Origin of the sequence: Pseudoalteromonas sp. P1-25, from assembly GCF_001401805.1 — a bacterium.
Taxonomy (GTDB): domain Bacteria; phylum Pseudomonadota; class Gammaproteobacteria; order Enterobacterales; family Alteromonadaceae; genus Pseudoalteromonas.
Genome location: NZ_LKDW01000004.1, coordinates 77,162 through 97,636, shown reverse-complemented (window position 1 = coordinate 97,636; position 20,475 = coordinate 77,162). Strand labels below are relative to the sequence as shown.

General features: G+C 40.6%; 15 protein-coding genes and 1 pseudogene. 11 read left to right on the top strand and 5 right to left on the bottom strand.

From position 1 onward, the window contains the following. Window positions 1-825, top strand: coding sequence for a class I SAM-dependent methyltransferase (locus tag AN393_RS04495; RefSeq protein WP_055017455.1), 825 nt, complete (start codon window positions 1-3; stop codon window positions 823-825). Here the strand turns inward: AN393_RS04495 and AN393_RS04490 are convergent. Further along, window positions 820-2,430: a GMC family oxidoreductase gene (locus AN393_RS04490; protein WP_055017454.1), complete on the bottom strand. Its 1,611-nt coding sequence runs from the start codon at window positions 2,428-2,430 to the stop codon at window positions 820-822. The genes AN393_RS04495 and AN393_RS04490 overlap by 6 nt on opposite strands. 101 nt (window positions 2,431-2,531) lie before the next feature. On the opposite strand from AN393_RS04490, the gene AN393_RS04485 reads away from it, so the two are divergent. The 4 genes from AN393_RS04485 to AN393_RS04470 all read left to right on the top strand — a co-directional run bounded on the left by AN393_RS04485 (window position 2,532) and on the right by AN393_RS04470 (window position 7,011). Next, a complete protein-coding gene (locus AN393_RS04485; protein ID WP_055017453.1) occupies window positions 2,532-3,548 on the top strand; it encodes an AraC family transcriptional regulator in 1,017 nt (338 codons plus the stop codon). A 287-nt stretch (window positions 3,549-3,835) separates the two neighbouring features. Further along, a complete protein-coding gene (locus AN393_RS04480) occupies window positions 3,836-4,828 on the top strand; it encodes a Gfo/Idh/MocA family protein (RefSeq protein ID WP_055014468.1) in 993 nt (330 codons plus the stop codon). Window positions 4,829-5,183: 355 nt separating this feature from the next. Further along, a complete protein-coding gene (locus tag AN393_RS04475; protein WP_004587131.1) occupies window positions 5,184-5,933 on the top strand; it encodes a FadR/GntR family transcriptional regulator in 750 nt (249 codons plus the stop codon). A 220-nt stretch (window positions 5,934-6,153) separates the two neighbouring features. Beyond that, window positions 6,154-7,011, top strand: a complete 858-nt coding sequence (locus tag AN393_RS04470) for a DMT family transporter (protein ID WP_055014469.1) — start codon at window positions 6,154-6,156, stop codon at window positions 7,009-7,011. 75 nt (window positions 7,012-7,086) lie between these two features. Here the strand turns inward: AN393_RS04470 and AN393_RS04465 are convergent, their stop codons facing one another. Then, complete coding sequence (locus tag AN393_RS04465) at window positions 7,087-8,265, bottom strand: MFS transporter (protein WP_055017452.1); 1,179 nt, start codon at window positions 8,263-8,265, stop codon at window positions 7,087-7,089. 78 nt (window positions 8,266-8,343) lie between these two features. After that, window positions 8,344-9,438 (bottom strand): NADH:flavin oxidoreductase/NADH oxidase, encoded by a 1,095-nt coding sequence (locus AN393_RS04460; protein WP_055017451.1) that lies wholly within the window; start codon window positions 9,436-9,438, stop codon window positions 8,344-8,346. A gap of 412 nt (window positions 9,439-9,850) precedes the next feature. Here AN393_RS04460 and AN393_RS04455 point away from each other — a divergent pair, with 412 nt between their 5' ends. The 5 genes and pseudogenes from AN393_RS04455 to AN393_RS04435 form a co-directional block, all read left to right on the top strand. Beyond that, window positions 9,851-12,268: a TonB-dependent receptor gene (locus tag AN393_RS04455; RefSeq protein WP_055017450.1), complete on the top strand. Its 2,418-nt coding sequence runs from the start codon at window positions 9,851-9,853 to the stop codon at window positions 12,266-12,268. 92 nt (window positions 12,269-12,360) lie between these two features. Beyond that, complete coding sequence (locus AN393_RS04450) at window positions 12,361-13,941, top strand: sulfotransferase (protein WP_055017449.1); 1,581 nt, start codon at window positions 12,361-12,363, stop codon at window positions 13,939-13,941. 218 nt (window positions 13,942-14,159) lie between these two features. Then, window positions 14,160-15,119, top strand: a complete 960-nt coding sequence (locus AN393_RS04445) for a glycoside hydrolase family 19 protein (RefSeq protein WP_055017448.1) — start codon at window positions 14,160-14,162, stop codon at window positions 15,117-15,119. A gap of 42 nt (window positions 15,120-15,161) precedes the next feature. Beyond that, window positions 15,162-15,767 (top strand): hypothetical protein, encoded by a 606-nt coding sequence (locus AN393_RS04440; RefSeq protein WP_055017447.1) that lies wholly within the window; start codon window positions 15,162-15,164, stop codon window positions 15,765-15,767. A 75-nt stretch (window positions 15,768-15,842) separates the two neighbouring features. Continuing rightward, window positions 15,843-16,148 (top strand): annotated as a pseudogene (locus AN393_RS04435) (sulfotransferase); the annotation flags it as partial. A gap of 215 nt (window positions 16,149-16,363) precedes the next feature. On the opposite strand, the gene AN393_RS04430 reads toward AN393_RS04435, so the two are convergent. Together AN393_RS04430 and AN393_RS04420 are read right to left on the bottom strand one after the other, a co-directional pair. Then, complete coding sequence (locus AN393_RS04430) at window positions 16,364-16,708, bottom strand: hypothetical protein (protein ID WP_055017445.1); 345 nt, start codon at window positions 16,706-16,708, stop codon at window positions 16,364-16,366. Window positions 16,709-17,362: 654 nt separating this feature from the next. Further along, window positions 17,363-18,322, bottom strand: coding sequence for a hypothetical protein (locus AN393_RS04420; protein ID WP_055017443.1), 960 nt, complete (start codon window positions 18,320-18,322; stop codon window positions 17,363-17,365). A gap of 279 nt (window positions 18,323-18,601) precedes the next feature. On the opposite strand from AN393_RS04420, the gene AN393_RS04415 reads away from it, so the two are divergent. Continuing rightward, entirely contained in the window at window positions 18,602-20,455 is a 1,854-nt protein-coding gene (locus AN393_RS04415; RefSeq protein ID WP_055017442.1) for a CIA30 family protein, read from the top strand. Window positions 20,456-20,475: the final 20 nt, after the last annotated feature.

Here is a 20,475-nt window from a genome sequence, read left to right as displayed (position 1 = left end):
ATGTATTTAAATCCTAATTGGCGAATTCTCACCGTAGGCGATGGCGATCTATCGTTCTCACATGCGGTGGTTAACCATATAAAACCGACAAAGTTAGTCGCATCTACTTATGATAGCGCCGAAACAATAGAGCAAAAATACCAACATAATGCGCTCAGTAGTTTAAAAAAATGCAATGTTAAAGTTATTAATAGCTTTGATGTAACTGACCCTTTATGTTGGCAAGAATTAGCGGCCCACCAACACAGCTTTGATCTGGTTATTTTTCAGTTTCCGCTTATTCCTGCCTTTGTAGGGCGCGAAGCATTTGAAAGCAACACGCAAAAAACCAGTATGAACGTGCTTAATCGTGCCCTGCTTCATCAATTTATTAAATATGCAAACCATTATGCGCTCGACAAAAGCGGCCCTATGCTATGCTACATAACCTCAAAAGATGTAAAGCCCTACCGCGAGTGGAATATTGAAGGCAGCTTAAGTATTGGCCTTGAAGCTAAATACGCGGGCCAAATGTCTTTTGATATTAACCAGTTCGATGGCTATAAAATAAGAAATGTAGACCGTGATAAGCACGTAAAAGACACCAGCGGCATTACGTATGTGTTTACGCCTAAAGCAACCTCGCTACACATAAACGAGCTAAGCACTCACCTTAAAAAACCTGCGTACTTAGATGAAAATTATTGCTCGCTTTGTCGGGTAGGCCCTTTTATTGCCACCGAAGATGAAAACAAACACCTTAACGCTAAAAAGCATCAACAAATGCTTAAACTAGAAGATGACTGGCAGGCGTGGCTTACTGACTTTTACAACCGCACCTTATAACCCTGTTTTATAGCTCAATTTAATTAAATCAGCGGCCTTTTCAGCAATGGCGATAACCGGCGCATTTGTATTACCTGTTACTATGGTTGGCATAATCGAAGCGTCAATAACCCTTAGGCTGCGTATACCGTGAACTTGTAGCTTACTATTGACTACCGCCATTTTGTCGTTACCCATTTTACAAGTGCCAACAGGGTGGTATTCGGTATCGGCCGTTTGGCGTATAAACTCTATAAGTTGGGCATCGTTGTTTACATCAAGCGGGTAAACCATATTGCCCCGAATTTTATCAAAGGCACTGCTTTGCAAAATGTGTAACGCTTTTTTAAGCCCCGCAAGCATAAGCGATAAATCATCTGGGTGGCTTAAATAATTAGGGTCGATAAGTGGCGCACTGCGTGGATTGCTATTGGCAAGCCTTATTGTCCCTCGGCTTTTGGGGCGCATAATACTGCTGTGAATACTATAGCCATGACCTCGGTGAAGCTTGCGGCTATGATCGTCCACCAGCCCAATAACAAACTCAAGTTGAATATCTGGCGCGGGCGAATTATCCCACACATTAATAAACGCATGCGACTCAGCAAAATTACTGGTTAACACTCCCCTACGTTTATTAAACCACTGCGCACATCCTTTAATAATACTTGCAGCGCCTTTAACGCTTACCCCAAAGGTGCCTTTTGCTGTATTTGTTTTACACAAAGGCACCACAGTTAGGTGATCTTGCAAGTTAGCCCCAACGCCTTCCAGTGCATGCTTAAGCGCAATGTTATGCGCCTCTAAATGTGCTTTAGGCCCAACGCCTGATAGCATTAACAACTGAGGGGAGTTAATCGCCCCAGCACTTAAAAGCACTTCTTTTTTTGCCAACAACGTCGTGGTTTTACCGCCTTGTTGAAGCTCTACCCCGCAAGCAATATTGTTATTGATTATAATTTTGTTAACGTGACTGTGGGTATACACGCTAAGATTTGGCCTGTTTAAGTTTGGTGTTAAGTACGCCTTAGCAGCACTACAGCGCTCACCATTATGTTGCGTAACTTGCGAAAGCCGCGCTCCATGTTGTTCAGCGCCATTAATATCCTCGTTTAGCTGTATACCCTGCTCAACACAGGCGTTTAAAAAGCAGTCATTTACAGCACTTGGCTCAGTTAGCTCTTGTACATGCAATGGCCCTTGCGTGCCATGTAACGCGTTATTAAATGTTTTATTATTTTCGGCTTTTATAAAGTACGGTAATAAACTGTTATAGTCCCATCCAGGGTTACCATTTTTTGCCCAATTATCGTAATCGTATTTATTACCGCGTATATACACCATGGCATTAGTAGAGCTAGACCCACCAAGTACTTTACCCCGTGGCACAAAGCCACATCGGTTATTTAGCGCCTTTTGCGGTACCGTATTATAATGCCAACTATTTATGCCATATGGCACACTGGCCGCAATACCCGCGGGCATTTGTACTAAAGCACTCTTATCGCTCCCGCCCGACTCGATTAAACATACACTTATATGCTGATCTTCTGATAGGCGTGCAGCCAGCACGCATCCTGCACTGCCTGCGCCAATAATAATGTAATCGAATGTCTGCTTAACCATAGGCACCTTTAAATTAACACTGCACAAAACACTATAGTGCATAGATTAATGCCACAAAACTTGATATTTTTAGACACCCCCTTAATTTACAGTACCAGTGTATGAGCAGCCCAATACGTGCCACCTCTTTATATTCAATCGATTCGTTAATTAAAGAGCTTGGAGCAGAGCCAGCAAGCATACTGGAAAAATGTAAGGTCAATGTCGACTTTAACAACCTCGAAAACCTCTATTTACCCTACCTCAGCTACGCAAACTTATTAGAATACTGCAGCCACACACTTAACTGCCCAAGCTTTGGACTTAAATTGGCAAATAAACAAAACTTTGATATTTGGGGCCACATAGCCATAGCCGCTAAAAGTGGCACTGACTTAAAAGAAGCCCTCGATTGGGTTGTAAAATATTTACACTTACACAGTCCAGCATTATGTTTAACAACCCACGCATTAGATAATGACGATACCTTATTTTTATCATTTGAATTTAACTTAAAGCCACTACCACAAATAAACCAAGCGATAGAGCTGACGTTAGGCTTAGCCATGAGCATAATTAAGAAATTAAGTAATAATCAGTGCAAGCCCCGCACTGTATTTTTACCGCAAAAGCTACCTGCTAATACACACGCATACAAAACCTATTTTGGCTGTAAAGTAATAGAGCATCGTAATAGCGCGGGCATTGTAATAAACAAAGCCGATTTATCAATTAAACTTAGCCACAGTAGCCTCAATAAAACCGATGCCGCGTTAAGCTTTTTAGCTAAACGCGGTGCGCATAGCCATTCATTGCCTGCCCAAGTAAGTGCATTAATAAGGCCAATGCTGCCTATTTATCAGTGTTCAAATCAAACTATCGCCGCGGCTCTTAACATGCACCCACGTACTTTGCACCGAGAATTGGCAAAACATAACACCAGTTTTGTAAAGCTCAAAGACACCACACGTCGTGCGCTGGCGGCGCATTATTTATTACAAAAACACTATTCTATCAGCACTATTTCAATGCTTTTAGGCTACCAAGAACAAGCAACCTTATGCGCAAGTGTTAAACGCTGGTTTGGCGACTCTCCTAGGGCGTGTCGAACTTTGTGGATTGAAATTTATTCAATCTAGGGGCGATTTAATCGCGGCGCGAGGTTTGTAACCTAGTGGGCTAAGTAAAAATCGAGCAACAAAGAGTCAATCGTCCCTAGAAAGAACCCATAGGGCAGCGCATGTTTGGTCTTTATGCTGCGTTATCGCCTATTTATGGGGAATAACCACACTACATAGGCTCTGCCTTGCCTAAAAACCAAACATACTGCTGTAAATTCAACCACCAAAGGTCAACACGCCCTAAAGCATACAGGGCTAAAAAATGTTAAAGTAACGGCTCTTATTATTTAAGCTAAGGAGCAGGCATGAACTTTGTCATTGTCGGTACAAATTTTATTAGTGATACCTTATTAAACGCAGCTAATACGTTACCTGTATTTAATTTATACGGTGTGTGCTCTCGCAAGCAATCAAGCGGCGAAGCCTTTTTATCTAATCACCCTAATACCGATGTAAAAATTTTCACCTCTGTTGAGCAGGTATGCCAAGATCCCAATGTTGATGCGGTTTACATTGCAGCGCCAAACAGCCTACACAAGCAATATGCAGTAATGTGCCTAGAGGCAGGCAAACATGTACTAGGCGAAAAACCTTCAGCTGCAAATAGCCAAGAGCTAAACGCTATTTTAACTGCAGCCAAAGCCAATAAGCGCCTTTATATGGAAGCAATGATGACCACGCATTTGCCAAACTTTGCGCGACTTAAAAGTGCGCTTGAAAAAATTGGTACACCGCGCAAGTTTATTGGGCAATACAGTCAATACTCATCACGATACGATAAATACAAAAACGGCGAGCGTCCAAATACCTTTTTACCCGAATTTGCCAACGGCGCTTTACTCGATTTAGGCGTGTATCCACTTTACCTACTCATCGCGCTTTGGGGCGCCCCACAGCGCGTGAGTGCCAGTGGTGTGCTATTAGATACGGGCGTAGATGGTGCAGGCGACGTATTATTAAATTACGATGATAAACAAGCCGTTATTAGCTATTCAAAAATTTCTCAAGGCGATAACATTACCGAAATACAAGGCGAGCGCGGCCGTTTGCGAATACATGCCGTGTCGCAGTTAAAACACATAGAGTTTGTTTCTAATAGCGGAGAAGTTGAAGTTATTTCTGATGAGTTTGATGAGCACTTTATGAAGTACGAAGTTGCGCACTTTATACAAACCGCCAACGCTAAAAAGCTAGAGTCAGATGTTAATACACATAAGCTTGCCCGCGACGTAATGAACGTACTTGATACCGCAAGAAAACAGCTTGGGGTCGTTTACCCTAATGACACAAGCGCTTAAGCTTACTAAAGTTGACCCCCATCCGTGGGCAATCAAGGTTAGGGCAAATATAAAATTATCGGCTTACTTATTTTTATCGAGTACAGATAATTAATACGCCCTAACTTCTCTTTACTAAAAGAGTAAAGCTAACTTACCACATAAAAACATGACCAATCAAGCTAGCCAATTATTAAAATTTATACTAAATTGGTAACATAAACAGGTTAACACTCATTTATAATATTATATGACCGTTACAACACTTTAGAATTTTGACATAATAGTGAATTTTGGGGTAACCTCTGCTAATAACAGTAGGTTTAGGCTATTGAGGCCTATTAGCCGCTATTCCTTAAGGTAATAAAGGTAGAATATGGGAAACCGTCGCTTATTTTGGCGCATTGTTGATAAAGTTGAAGCTTTGATAAACCAAGGAGAGTTTTCTGCTGGGAGTCGTTTACCACCAGAGCGAGAACTTGCCGACATGTTTGACGTAAGCCGCCCAACAATTCGTGAAGCTATTATTGCATTAGAAGTACGAGGCCGCGTAGAGGTTAAAACCGGCTCTGGCGTCTATGTAATAGAACAACAAGAAACATCTGTAAAAACTAAAGAGATCAGCGCGTTTGAACTAACCCAAGCCCGCGCACTCATTGAAGGTGAAATAGCCGCACTTGCCGCTCAATCAATCACCGATGAAGAACTAGCTCAATTAAAGCAAACGCTAATAGCCATGGAAAAAGGCTTATATGTAGAACAAGCAGACCGAGAGTTTCACGAAATAATAGCGCGAGCTACACGTAACAAAGCCCTTGAGTATGCGGTGGCAAATTTATGGGATTTACGTTTAAACAATTCACAAATTGTGGCTGATTACGGCAGTGTGTGTAAAAACAATAACGATTGCGTAATGGATGAGCACACCGCTATTTATAATGCGCTGCAAACCCACGATGCAAGCGCCGCACGAACGGCAATGCATAAACACTTTAACCGTTTAATTAATGCATTATTTGATGCTGTTGAAGCACGTGCTCTTGAAGAGATCAAACGTAAAAACGATGAAAAACGTGGCCTTTATTCTTTAGATGGCCTAGTTAAAAGTGCTAGCAAAACACACTAAAACAGCCTAAACGTTTTTAAGCCAGTGATCTATTCGCTGGCTTTTTTATTTTAAGGGCACCCAGCCTTTGCTTTTGGTTATTTATCAGTAGTTACGCAAATTCATCGCACATATTAGTTACTCCCTCCCAAATTTAATTTGTACGCCATATAAGCTATTACTTAGCTAATAAAAAACAGATACACTGCGCAAAACTAGACGATTGTTACCAAGGAAAACAATGCAATCATCCACTAAAAACTTTTTGCTCGCGCTTGTGTGCGTAATTTTAGCCATGATCACAATTCAATCTGGCGCTTCATTTGCTAAGCAGCTATTTCCGATTATAGGCCCTGAAGGCACCACCGCGCTTAGGCTTGGCTTTTCTGCACTTATTCTGTGTTTAATATTTAAACCATGGAAAAAGCTGCCGGCTAAAGGTAATCGACTTTCAATTGTAATATACGGTTTAAGCTTAGGCGGAATGAACATTTTATTTTATTACGCCATAGAGCGTATCCCTTTAGGAATAGGTGTTGCGCTTGAATTTACCGGCCCACTCGCTGTGGCGTTATTTAGCTCACGCGCAAAGCGCGACTTGTTTTGGGTAGCGTGTGCCATTGCGGGTATTTTACTATTACTACCGGATATGAGCAGCCAAGAGAGCCTAGACCCAATAGGCGTAGTACTTGCGCTAGGTGCTGGTGCCTGTTGGGCAGCCTATATTTTATTTGGTAAAAAAACAGGCACGCAAAGCTCGGGCGGCGCAACGGTTGCTTTGGGTATGACTGTTGCAGCCATTGTACTTGTACCTTATGGCGGCATATTACAAAGCAGTGCGTTTACATGGAGTGTAATACCGCTGGGCATTGGCATTGCTATTTTATCAAGCGCGCTGCCCTATACGCTTGAAATGGTTGCCCTGCGCAATATGCCCGCTCAAGGGTTTAGTATTATGCTAAGTTTAGAGCCTGCATTTGCTGCTCTTGCTGGGTTTATTATACTTGGCGAGTTATTAACCCTGTGGCAATGGTTGGCTATTTTATTGGTGATTATAGCCTCGGTGGGTAGCTCATTTTCGAGTGTTAAAAAACAATAATCGCTTCTGTAAAAAGGCCGGCACATAACTGCGCTGGCCTTTTAAATAATAAACCCTTTTATGATTTATACCGCGCTACTTTCTACTTGTTATTAAATAGCCGATTAGTGATATAACTGGCATACCCGCTGCTACTAACGCCACGCTTTGCCAGCCACCAGCTTCGTATAATGGGCTTGCCATTAACGAGCCAAGCGCCCCACCTACAAAAATACTGGTCATGTAAATGGCGTTTAAGCGAGCACGGCTTTGTGGCTCTAATGAATATACCACTCGCTGACCCAGCACCATATTTGCCTGCACAGCAAAATCAATAAACATACCCGTAAGCGCTAAAATAATCACGCCTTGTGGTAGCTCAAATATACTGGGTAAAAAGCACGCTGCGGCAATCACTTTTGCCAATAACGATAACTGATGTGTATAGCCTTTGTCGGCTAAACGCCCAACAATGGGGGCCGCAATAGCGCCTGCGGCCCCAACAAGCGCAAAGAGCGCGATGTGTGTTTGCGATAAACCATACTCTCTGGCTAATACAACCGGTACACTGGTCCAAAATAAGCTAAAAGAGGCAAACATAAGCGCTTGATACAGCGCCCGTTGACGCAGCACTGGCTGCTGTATTATTAGCTGCTTAAGCGATTTTAATAACTTAAAGTACGTTGTATTTTGTGTTGGTTGCCTGCTCGGTATCGCAAAATAGATAACACTGGCTATAAATGCCATACAACCTGCGGCAAAGTAAAATACAGCTCGCCAACCAAAGTGATCGGCTATTAAGCTTGAAACTGGCCTCGCTAATAAAATACCCAATAACAGCCCCGCCATTATATTACCCAGTACTTGCCCGCGTTTTTCATCTGACGATAAATGCGCAGCAAGCGGTATTAATACCTGCACCGATACAGAGCTTGCCCCAACGAGTAAGCATAAAACTAACATTACTCCCGGGCTTTGCGCCAAACCTGCGCCTATTAAACTTAAAAATGTTATCGCTAAAGTAATTAGCATTAAGCGTTTGTTTTCGACTAAATCAGCCAATGGCACTAAAAAAAACAGTCCTAACGCATAACCAATTTGAGTAAGCGACACAATAAAACTTGCGCTATGTGCACTTAAGCCAACATCGGGCGCTAATAACTCAATGATTGGCTGGGCATAATAAATATTTGCCACAATAAGGCCACAGCACAACGCAATAATGCTCACTAAGGTATTACTTATTTGCACAGGGTGTGCAGCAGTTTGGTTCATGAAACACTCTAATTTATAAAAATAAAACCCACTGCAAATAAATGCAGCGGGTAGCCATGGTAAATGTAAAAATATAAGTTACTTAATAGGTGAAGGCTGCCCATGCGGACTAGAGCGCAAATACTGCTTTGGTGCTTTAACAGTTGCGCCAAGCTCGGCTGCGGCATGCCAAGGCCAATGCGGGTTATATAAAATACCACGGGCAAGGGCCACACCGTCTGCTTGCTGCTCGCTAACAATATTTTCGGCTTGTTGTGGCTCGGTAATTAAACCAACGGCTATAACAGGCATGCTTACGGCCTTTTTAATAGCCGTTGCAAATGGCACCTGAAAGTTAGGTTTTACTGGTATTTGCTGTTTTGGGCTTAGCCCTGCTGTACTTACGTGCATAAAATCGCAGCCAAGCTCATCAAGTGCCTTGGCAAGCGCTATTGATTGATCTAAATCCCAACCACCTTCAACCCAATCAGTCGCTGAAATACGAATACCCACGGGTTTGCTACTGTTAAACTCTGCGCGCACAGCATTAAATACGTCTAGCACAATACGCATACGGTTTTGCAAACTACCGCCATATTCATCATCGCGCTTGTTACTTAAAGGTGATAAAAACTGGTGTAACAAATAACCATGTGCAGCATGTAGCTCAATTAAATTAATGCCCAGCTCATCAGCACGTTTAGCCGCGCTAACAAAGTCGTTAATTAATGAGTCTATGTCGGATTGGCTCATGGCTTTGGGGACTGGGCTATTATCGTCATACGCAACTGCTGAAGGCGCGAGCGTTTGCCAGCCGTTTTCATCCGTTGGGTTTAATGCGCCACCACCATCCCATGGTTTTTCTGTAGATGCTTTACGCCCAGCATGCGCAAGCTGAATACCAATAGGCATAGGGCTATATTGTCTAACCGCTTTTAAACTTTTATCTAATGCTTGCTGAGTTTCGCTGTTCCAAAGCCCTAGATCGCCGTAACTAATGCGCCCCTCTGGGTTTACCGCGGTGGCCTCTAATATTAATAACCCTGCACCACTTAAGCTCAATTGCCCGAGATGGATGGTGTGCCAATCACTGGCAGCTCCATTGTGTGCTGAGTACTGGCACATAGGCGCAATAATAATACGGTTGTCTAGAGTGAGTTCACCGAGCTTTAAAGGTGAGAATAATTGACTCATAAATATTCCTTAATACGCGTACTTTAGTACGAAATGCTATAGCTTACGGTATGAAGGGTTAATGGGGATCAAACTTCACTTTTATAGTGCTAAAACGTGAATAAATGCTGTTTAGTAAAATATTCAACAGGGCCTTATAGGTTTTTTAACTGTATTAACACATTTAGGTAATAAACCAATGCGAGCTGCTATTTACATTTACTCAACGAGTAAAACATGCTCGCTTGTACCTTAATTAGCCAATTGTTTGGATGTTATACATATTTATATTATCTCCCGCTAAAGCTAACCTATATTTATTCTAAAAAAGTGAATTAAAATTCATTTTAGCATTCCCACCACTTTAACTCCCTGATAAACTAATTAACCTACATTAACTGGTGTTAAATTTTAAATCTGGGGATCACTTTTTATGTTTAAACCAAGCTTACTAGCCTTGGCTATTTCGAGCGCTGTATCTGGCGCATTTATATTTTCTAATTCTGCAGTGGCGCAAGAAGAAGTTACCGCTCAAAACAAATCGCTCGAAGTAATCGAAGTTACAGCAACCAGACGCAGCGGCTCTGTACAAAATGCACCGCTAAACATTACCGCACTTGATGCCGATGTAATGAAAGATCAAAACATTGGCGAACTAGCCGATGTAGCGCGTTGGGTGCCTGGTTTAACAATTACCGATCAAGGTGGTCGCTCAGGCTCGCCTATTATTGTACGTGGTTTAAATACAAACTCGTCAGGTCCCTCATCAGATGGTGGTACCGTAGCCACATACGTTAACGAAATTCCAGTGTCAGTAGATATGCGTTTAGTCGACATAGAACGCGTAGAAGTACTTATTGGGCCACAAGGCACATTATATGGCGCTGGAACACTCGGCGGTGCAATTCGCTACATGCTTAAAGAGCCAGAGCTTGATTTTACCTCAGTAGAAGTATTTGGTGACCTATTTCAAACCCAAGAAAGTGACTCATTAGGCGGCGAAGGTGGCTTTATTGTTAACCTGCCAATTATTGAAGATAAATTAGCTGTACGTGCAAGCTTAAACGTATACGAAGACCCAGGCTTTATTGATTATGCTTATACAGTGCGCGAACCAGGTGTATCGCTACCGGACCCTGATTGGAGCAACGCCGACGAAGTAAACAACAATATTAAAAATGTTGAAGATGCTAACGGCGAAACCACCACGACTGGGCGCATTTCGGTACGCTTCAAACCAAGCGAAACATTTGAAGGAACGCTTAATTACTTTTATCAAAACCAAGACAGCGAAGGCCGTTCAATTGTTCATTACAACAGCCTAAACGATGATAACGGTTTAAGCGATATTGTAGGTAAGTACGAGTCGGCTTATCGTTATGAAGAGCCGCGCGAAAAAGAAGATCAACTACTAAGCCTCGAGCTAAAAGCCGACTTAGGTTTTGCAGAGCTTGTATCGGCAACCGGTATTTCGAGCTTTGATGCCGACGGCCAACGCGACCAAACCGATTTACTTATTCGCCTTGATTACGGTTATGAAGAGTTCCCTTCATTCTCAGCATTTACCCGAGAGGTTGATGAAGAAGATACCTTTACGCAAGAGCTGCGTTTAGTATCGCAAAGCGACAGCGACCTAAATTGGATTGTAGGCGCGTTTTACAACAAAACCGAAACAGAAGCATCAAGCAGAGAGTTTACACCTGGGTTTGACCAATTCGCTATCGATAACTTTGGCGGCGCGCAGCTAAGACCTGACTCATTAGAATACTTAGAGCTTACAAAAAGTGAAGTTACTGAGTCCGCACTATTTGGTGAAGTTGGCTATCAAGTTAACGAAAAGTTAGATATTACTATCGGTGCACGTTTTTACGAATACGATGTAGAGTCGCAAGCGGCTTTTGACTTCCCGCTTGCAAATACTCTTTATGGCGATGCAGACCCTGATGCAATCACCGTTGCTTACGAAAAAGACAAAGCCGGCGATAACGGTAACTTATTTAAATTTAATGCTAAATATCAATTTACTGATTCAGTAATGGCTTATGTAACAGTGAGTGAAGGCTTTAGAATTGGCGGCTCAAACGGTTTAGTGTCTTGCCCAGATCCAATCCCTGAAGATCAACAAACAGGCTGTGGTAAACCTGACGAATTATTATTTGAAGCCGACACTACAACAAACTACGAGTTAGGCTTTAAAAGCACCTGGCTTAAAAGCCAGCTACACTTTAACGCCGCGTTATTTAACGTAGATTGGGATGATGCACAAATTACGGGCGCTACTGATGTAGGCCAATTAACTTATCTTTCAAACGCAGGCAGTGCAAACGCAAAAGGGGTTGAGCTATCTACCCGTGCCATTTTATCTGACTCGTTTACCGTGTACGCAACTTATGCATATACAAAAGCAGAGCTAACCTCAGATGCACCATTTTTATTTAACGCCGATGGCACAGATGGCGCAGAAGACGGCGACCGTTTACCGGGCTCGCCAGAGCATCAGTTCTCAATGGGTGTAAACTACCAAACAGATGTATTTAGCGACAAAACCCTTGATATTAACTACGGTTTAACCGCGCAAAGCGATGTACTTTCAAAAGTAGGTTTGCATGACAGCGGTGAAACACTACCAGGTTATAGCTTAAGTAATATTTCTGCTAAGTTAACAGCCGATGAGTGGTCAACAACTCTTTATGTTGATAATCTATTTAATAAATATGCATTTACATCGGTTCGTCGCTCAGATGCAGACATAACAACTGCAAACGGTGCTGACATACAGCGTAACTACGGCCACTATGTTAACCGCCCGCTTACGGTAGGCGTTAAATTTAACTACAAATTTGAAATATAATTTATAGTCACTTTTAAACAATGTTGTAAGGCTCAAATTTATTTGAGCCTTTTTTCTTTATAAACGCGTAACTAAATAATAAAAATTAAACAATGCAGCCAAATTTAAAACATCTTCATCAAAGTGCAATTAAACATTTAAACCAAGGCAATATTGAGCTTGCTCATAAAGCGTTAGTTGAATTAGTAACGCAAAAAAGCGACTTTGCCGATGGCTACTTTTTACTGGCCATGGTTAATTTACGCGTAGGGCAAATACACAAAGCCATAAAGCTTATAGAAAAAGCCCTTAGCTTTGGTAAAAGTATTGAATACAGCGCCCAACTTGCAAAGTGTTACGCAATTACAGGCGAGCTAACTAAAGCCAAAAACACCGCTTTAGCCATACCCGTTGAGCAAATAAAAAAGCCGCTTGATGCCGACACCCTAGGTGTTGCACTTACACAAGCAGGCCTACACAAAGAGGCCCTAAATTACTTTAACTGCGCAATTGAACTGGCTAACCATGCAAATAAACCACAACCTCAGTTTTATTATAATTTAGGAGTGAGCGCTAAATTTTTAGGCCAATTTGAACAAGCCCAAAATGCATTTGAAAGCGCCATTACGCTAAACCCGCTGCACCATCAAAGCCATTTTGCATTAAGTGACTTAACCAAAGCCACTGCGCAATCTAATCATATAGCGCGCTTAAAAACCGTAGCTGAGCAAATCACTCATCCCGATGCAAAACTACACATTGGCCACGCACTTGCAAAAGAGTACCAAGACATAGGCAAGTTTGATAATGCGTTTAACAGCCTAGAGCAAGGTAAAACGGCTAAACGCGCTACGCAGCCGTTTGATCATAAAAGATCAGCCGCATTATTTGAACACATTAAACATTTAAGCGAGCAGCATAAACACGCGCTCACACAGGGTAACCCAACACCAGAGCCTATTTTTGTATTAGGTATGCCCCGCTCTGGCACTACATTGGTTGACCGTATTTTATCGAGCCACAGCGACGTACAATCAGCCGGTGAATTACAAGACTTTGGCCTTAGCGTTAAAAAGCTCAGCCAAACTCAAACACCCCATGTACTCGATACTCAAACACTCACTAAAGCGTATGAGCTTGATTTTAATCAGCTTGGGACAACCTATTTAAACGCAACACGCGTAACCACTGGCAGCCATAAACACTTTATAGATAAACTCCCGTTTAACTTTTTTTATATCGACTTAATTACTAAAGCGCTGCCAAACGCTAAAATTATTTGTATGCTGCGCGATCCCATGGACACCTGCATTGGTAACTACCGCCAGTTATTTACAATAAATAACCCGTATTATGCTTACTCCTTAGACTTGCTCGACACAGCCAAGTTTTATAGCCGTTTTTACAAACTTATGCAGCACTTTAGCGCCCTGCACAACAATATAAAATTAGTAAAATACGAAGAATTAGTCGCAAAGCCCGAGCAGCAAATTAAAGAGCTAGTTAGCTTTTGTAATTTAGAGTGGCAAGCACAATGTATAGATTTTCATTTAAACACCGCGCCAGTATCTACAGCCAGTAAAGTACAAGTACGCCAACCACTTAACAACAAAGCAATCGGCCGTTGGAAGGCATTTAAGCCCCATACTGATGAGGCTGAGACCTACTTAAAACAACAAGATATTATAGGATGAAATATCACTTCTATTTTATATAAATTCGCTTAATTAATTTATAGTCAGGTAATTACTTTTTAAAATAAATATAAGCACTGTGACGATCAAACTAACACAGTTGCCAATGCTTACTGAAAAATATTGATAGAAAAGGAATAATATAAATGGAATAAAATTCAGCTAACGTTCCCTTGAAGGGGCCACATAGTGAGTGGCATAATTACTAAAGGATTAAAATGTTAATATTTAAAGAACTAAACTTAGTAAATATAACAAGGTTAACTAATAGTGTTGGCCACGGTGCTAGGAATGCCCCACTAGATGTTTTAGTACTACAAAGGCTTTTATTAGGTACCACAAAAAAGTATTTCGGTAAAAAAGTACTAAAGCCCGATGGATATTATGGTAGTAAAACTGAAGAGCAACTAAAGCTATTTCAATCCGCTGCATTGGGTAATAAACACCCAAGTAAAAAAGTTATACCTGATGATTTAACTCACAAAGCACTTGTAGCCTCATTAAGTCAGAACTTTCTAAAAAAGCACAAAGAAGCTGCGCTTTTAAATCAAGTTCAAGTTATTGATTATGAACACTTCATTAAAATATATAAAAAGCAGTTCCCTAATGAGCAAGCATTTAATGATCTAAAAAAACTCTTGATTGAGTGTGTAATGGATCCTCACATTACCGATATCCGATGGATTGCTTACATGTTAGCGACAGTAAAACGTGAGTGCGGACGTACCTGGAAACCAATTAAAGAGTGGGGAAAAGGAAAAGGTAAGCTGTATGGTAGCGTACACGATGTTCCAACTACTTCAACTGTAGAAAAAAACATATACTACGGAAGGGGTTATGTACAATTAACATGGGATTATAATTATAAAAAGGTTGGCGATGCTTTAGGGCTAGGAGATAAGCTCTATATAAATCCTGACCTAGCACTTAATCATAAAATTGCTTATGCAATAATGTCTTATGGCATGCGAGAAGGTTTATTTGCTAAAGCGAAGCTAGGCCAATTTATATCAGGTGCAACTTCTAATTATATTGGAGCTAGGAGAATAATTAATGGTCAAGATCACGCTTTAGAGATTGCTAATGACGCTATAATTTTTGAGCGACTATTGAAAGCGTCACGAGGTACATTTGAATTTGAAAAGTTATTATTCTCAACAAATGTAGCGTTAGCTTAACACACATATACTTTTATGGACTAACTCTTGGTGAAATTAAATATGACCTTATTTGTTATGATCTTTTTATTATGCTCGCATGTTAATGCCGCTTCACTCAATGCAGATATTAAGAATAATAACCCCTTAAAAATGCAGATACCCTCTGGTCAAAAGTTGCCTCTAGATTTTGAACTATTAACTCAAAAAAAGCTTCTTGGCTCACTAAATAAAAACGACAATTGTTCTATCAAAGACGAACATCATAACAATCGATTTGTTTCAGTTTTTAAACTAAGTTCGGGTGATAAATTGCTTGCATTAGCTTGCAACACTGGAGCATATCAAGACAGTTATTTGACCTATTATGTCAAGACGTTAACTAACATGGCTTACCCCATAACTTGGTCAGAACCTACTTTTATTGATAATAAGTGGGAGCTAAAGCAAACTAATTTACTTACCGGCAGTATTGAAATTACCGAAATAGGGAACCAATTAAAGTCTCTGCGCTTATATTCTGCTTTTGGCTCTTGCGGTTATAAAGTCAATTACACCATTTCGTTCCCACAGTTGGTTAATCTAAAACCTAATTTAATACATGCAGACAACGATTGTGGTAATGGCATTTTAGTTGACGAGTGGCCAGTAATTTCCAATTCAAAATAACATCACTAGTAATTATATTAAGGTCATATACTAATTTGATAAATGCCCCCAGTATGGGGGGATTTATCTTTTTTAAATAGCCGCTTTTATAAACTCATGCAGCACTTTAGCGCCCTGCACAGCAATATAAAATTAGTAAAATACGAAGAATTAGTCGCACAGCCCGAGCAGCAAATAAAAGAGTTAGTTAGCTTTTGTAATTTAGAGTGGCAAGTACAATGTATAGACTTTCACTTAAACACCGCACCAGAGTCTACGCCTAGTAAAGTGCAAGTACGCCAACCACTTAACAACAAAGCCATTGGCCGTTGGAAGGCATTTAAACCCCACACTAATACAGCAGTGAAGTACCTTTTAAGCCAAGGTATTAGTGTTGAATAAGCGTTTTATTTTACCGATGGGAGAATCTAAATAGGCGACTTGTGTAAGTGTAGGCCGGATAAGCGAAGCGCCATCCGACGCAGTAAAATACCTTGCAAATTATTATCTCATTTTATGTTGTCGAGTGGCTGGAAGGTGCCATTTCCGGACGTTCGTAACGACTCGTTAAAAGCCAACTGTTTTTGTCCTTTTAAACGACTTCTTAGCAGTTGACTCTACCTAGGTTCGCCTGACTTTATTAACGTGTGACGCTTATCTGTCCATGAGAACTCCGATAGAGCAAGAAAAACGGCATTGTACTTTTTTAATTTTTCAACAGATTCTAATGAAAAACAGCCTCCAACAACTATTAAAGTATCTTGGCTCGGCTCTCCAATCTTTTCTAATGCTTTTTCTGTAAGGTTACTTTTTATCACATCTTTTCTATTATGTGGAAAAGTAATCAAAGTACATTTTTCAGAAAACTGAGATTCACAAGCTGCCGCTAAGCTCTTGTACTCAGTTGGTACACGATCTTTAATAATATGTGCTTCAATGCTTCTAATTATGCGAAATTTCATATCGACTGCTAACACCCCAATAAGGGGCAGTTGCTTGCATGCGAAAATTGCGGAGCCGCATGCGAGTAACTGTCCCAGCGAACGGAGTGAGCGACCTTGATTGGTTTGTTAGGTGCCATGTTTCTCATACAATTTTATGCCGACATAAGGTAACCAAAACAGGAAACCCAAAATAAATCCTTTAACCATGTAATTTGACTTGCTTTCATATGACCATCCTAGCTCAGTTCCCCAAGGGTAAGTAGCTAAAACGTCGTCATTGGCGAACATCCCAATGTACAAGCCATCCCAAATAAAGGCCGCACTGCCGAGTAACCCCAAGACTAAAAAGCTATGTTTATAGAACCTTTGCATTGGAATATTTCTCTTGGCACTTAACAATTTAATATCGACCCATTGGGTCGTTTTTCTACCGAGCCGCGGGTCATTTTTATCATTATACCAGTTCTATCACACTAACTAACTTGTTGCTACAGATAAACTTTTAATCATTATAGAAATTATGAAAATGGTAAAAACGACCAAATGGGTCGTTTTCCTGAATATAGGAGAAACACATAGCAAGTGGACATAAAATCAGTGTTGTAAAATAATTTTCTAATGACCGCTATTCGCTCATAACCGCCTTTAAAAACCACTCAAGCGAGTTTAAATTTAAAGCCCTGCCTTAAAATAAGCATGCTCGTCTATGTAATCTATCACTAAGTCAAAATACTTCAGACCTGAGCCACCGAATGCGCCATCAATTTTTTTGTCCATCATTGAAGACATAAACTCATGAAAGTTATTATCCTCTCTTCTTGTAAACCAAACAGGTCCAATACTTTGTTCGGCTATAATAACGAAAGGTACCTTAATCATAGCTTCCTCGGTGCCATGTTCGGCTTTTTCGATAACGTCCCAATCTGGGTTTCTGGCTTTCCAATTATCAAATACACTAGCCGCAATAAAAGAAGTACCAACTACATTCGATTTGCTCTGTATTTGTTTTTTTGCGCTATTGGTTAAAGTTGATGTTGCACCAGTATCTAACAACGTTTGATACTCTATTCCTTGAACTTTAATACTCATTCTAGGAAATGCTGTGGTGTATTTTTGCTGAGAGTCTTTTTGAAAACCCAATTCTACTTTTTTGAATTTGTTTAAGTTAACCTCATCAAGAGAATCAAGGATGAACATTGATTCAGTTACATAATCAATTTTAATAATTTTTTCTGCGTGCCATCGACCACCTAAAAAGCCATCAAACTGTTGCTCTTGTGATAGTTCTGCTTCAGGGGCTATAAACAAATACCCAGCCATAAAGTTTTCAATGCCACCAGCAGGTATTTTTGCTTCTGCGTTAAACTTTGGCATTTCTGACAAGATATACTCTTCGCCATCAGCTACTTTTATGATTGTTGGCCAATTGTATTGCTGGTGAAGTTCTTTCGAAATGGCATTCCACCCACCGCCCGTATCTGTAAAAAATCTTAGCTTTTTGCCACTAGTAAGTTCCGGGATTAAAATTATACGATTATTATCAAATTGGGTAGGGAGCTGTTGCTCAGCTAAAAGCTGTAAAGGAGCCAAAACTAAGGTAATTGAAAAAAGTATTAACTTTATACTATTCATTGATCTTCCATGACTTTTTTATAATTTATTATACTAGCGCATGACTATTATAAGTGTAAAAGCTTGATTAATCTCGTTTCACTTTTAGCTACATATTAGGCATATAAACAAAGTAATGCTATAAAGTTAACCTCTCCTACCACAACCCCCATTTATTTTTATGTCGGTTCAACCTCATATAATGTCGATTCAGATAAACATTAATGAAGCTGGTTAAAAAACTCGCTAAATTTCTTATCAACAAAACGCCAAATACCTATTTTGATAAGGAATATAGTCATGAACATTATTACAAAAACAGTTATCGCACTGAGTTTAGTAAGCCACTTTAGTGCGTATGCCATCGACCTGCGAGTCGACAACATTCGTTTATACCAAAGTAGCTCGCAAAGCTTTTCTAAGCCAAGTTCGCTGTATATTGATGACGGTAAAATTGTAAGTATTACTAAAGCGAGCGACCCACTACAAAACGCCGACAATACTATTAATGCCAACAACCAGTATGCAATACCCGGTTTAATTGATTTACATGTACATTTGGGTTCATCGGGTAGTAACTTTTCTGAGTTTCAGTATTTGCCGGTTAAATCGCACTTTAATTCTAATTTGTATTTAGGCGTAACTAATATTGTTGATTTGTTTTCGTTTGAGCAAACCCTAAACGAAGCCGCACAATTAAAAAAAGCCCAAGTGACCCCTAACCTTTTTTACGCAGGTACTTTGTTTACCAACCCTGGCGGGCATGGCACGCAGTTTGGCGGGCAAGCTTATGAAATTGCAAAAGATGAAGACATAGAAGCGCTATGGGAAAAACATATAAGCACTCACCCCCATGTAACTAAAGCGGTGATAGAAACCTTTGGCGGTGTGGGTAAATCGTTAACTGATAGCCAGTTAAGCGAATTAGGTAAGCGCTCTAAGGCTGCTAATTTACCGTATTTTGTGCATGTTTCTACACTAGATGATGCTAAACGCGCTATTAAAGCGGGTGCAACGGCTTTAGCCCACGGTATTAATAGCGAAGCGATTGATGATGAGTTTATTACGCTTATGAAAAAGCATAACGTAACCTACATTCCTACCCTTGCGGTGTATCATAACCATAGCGATGAAAAGCATAATCATACTATTAGCTCACAAAAAGAGTTACTAAAAACCATTCCCGAAAAGCTTCAAGGGTGTTTGTTTGAAAACGTGCCTGCACCTTCAAAATGGAAAGAGCACGCGTGGGATGAACGTAACACCGCTTATACAAATATACAAAAATTACATAAAGCTAATATCATTATTGGCACAGGCTCTGATGCCGGAAACCCTTACACGCTGCACGGTACTGGGTTACACAACGAGTTAGATGCACTTAAAAAAGCGGGCCTAACAAATGGTGAAATAATTAATGCGGCAACGGTTAACGGCGCAAAGGCTATTAATAAAGCCAATAGCATTGGCAAGCTGGCTAAAGGCTTTGAGGCAAGCTTTGTACTGCTTAAGCAAAACCCGCTTGATGATATAAACCATATTCACACTATCTCAGAGGTTTACAAATCAGGTATACAAGTAGACCGCCCAGCGCTTATTGCTCAAAACAAAGCCATAAAGCCAAAAGGCCCTGCTTGTAATGAAGTAATAAAAAGCAGCCAAGCGCAGCATGTTATTGATGATTTTACCGGTGATACACCATGGCAAGCCTTGAGCGACTCGGTTATGGGTGGTCAGTCTGTGGCAACACTTACTACGCATAAAAACAGCTTAACCATAGATACAACCATTACAAAACCAACCAGCTTTGGCGCGTGGGCAGGCGCTGAAATAAAATTTACATCGCCGGTTGATGCCTCTGCATTTAAAGGTATTCGATTAACCTATAAAGGTTCAACCACGCCTTTTGCTATGTCTGTTTATCATAGTGATGTAAAAGATTGGGATCACTTTAGTGTACTTTTAAAGCCGCGGGATGAGTGGACAACGCTTGATATTCCCTTTTCTACTTTTAAACAATTCGGCTTTGGTAGTCCCGTTACGTGGTCGGCCACTCAATTAACTGGGGTTAACTTAATGTGGCGTAAAATGCCAGGCACAAGCAATGAGCCACTAAAAAATACTTTACAAATCAGCGAGCTAACTTACTTTTAAATACGATGCAGTCAAAACAC

What these genes read in the sequence shown, in the direction of transcription:
- AN393_RS04495 (WP_055017455.1), top strand. Translation starts at nt 1, where the DNA reads ATGTATTTAAATCCTAATTGGCGAATTCTCACCGTAGGCGATGGCGAT.
- AN393_RS04490 (WP_055017454.1), bottom strand. Translation starts at nt 2,430, where the DNA reads ATGGTTAAGCAGACATTCGATTACATTATTATTGGCGCAGGCAGTGCA.
- AN393_RS04485 (WP_055017453.1), top strand. Translation starts at nt 2,532, where the DNA reads ATGAGCAGCCCAATACGTGCCACCTCTTTATATTCAATCGATTCGTTA.
- AN393_RS04480 (WP_055014468.1), top strand. Translation starts at nt 3,836, where the DNA reads ATGAACTTTGTCATTGTCGGTACAAATTTTATTAGTGATACCTTATTA.
- AN393_RS04475 (WP_004587131.1), top strand. Translation starts at nt 5,184, where the DNA reads ATGGGAAACCGTCGCTTATTTTGGCGCATTGTTGATAAAGTTGAAGCT.
- AN393_RS04470 (WP_055014469.1), top strand. Translation starts at nt 6,154, where the DNA reads ATGCAATCATCCACTAAAAACTTTTTGCTCGCGCTTGTGTGCGTAATT.
- AN393_RS04465 (WP_055017452.1), bottom strand. Translation starts at nt 8,265, where the DNA reads ATGAACCAAACTGCTGCACACCCTGTGCAAATAAGTAATACCTTAGTG.
- AN393_RS04460 (WP_055017451.1), bottom strand. Translation starts at nt 9,438, where the DNA reads ATGAGTCAATTATTCTCACCTTTAAAGCTCGGTGAACTCACTCTAGAC.
- AN393_RS04455 (WP_055017450.1), top strand. Translation starts at nt 9,851, where the DNA reads ATGTTTAAACCAAGCTTACTAGCCTTGGCTATTTCGAGCGCTGTATCT.
- AN393_RS04450 (WP_055017449.1), top strand. Translation starts at nt 12,361, where the DNA reads ATGCAGCCAAATTTAAAACATCTTCATCAAAGTGCAATTAAACATTTA.
- AN393_RS04445 (WP_055017448.1), top strand. Translation starts at nt 14,160, where the DNA reads ATGTTAATATTTAAAGAACTAAACTTAGTAAATATAACAAGGTTAACT.
- AN393_RS04440 (WP_055017447.1), top strand. Translation starts at nt 15,162, where the DNA reads ATGACCTTATTTGTTATGATCTTTTTATTATGCTCGCATGTTAATGCC.
- AN393_RS04430 (WP_055017445.1), bottom strand. Translation starts at nt 16,708, where the DNA reads ATGAAATTTCGCATAATTAGAAGCATTGAAGCACATATTATTAAAGAT.
- AN393_RS04420 (WP_055017443.1), bottom strand. Translation starts at nt 18,322, where the DNA reads ATGAATAGTATAAAGTTAATACTTTTTTCAATTACCTTAGTTTTGGCT.
- AN393_RS04415 (WP_055017442.1), top strand. Translation starts at nt 18,602, where the DNA reads ATGAACATTATTACAAAAACAGTTATCGCACTGAGTTTAGTAAGCCAC.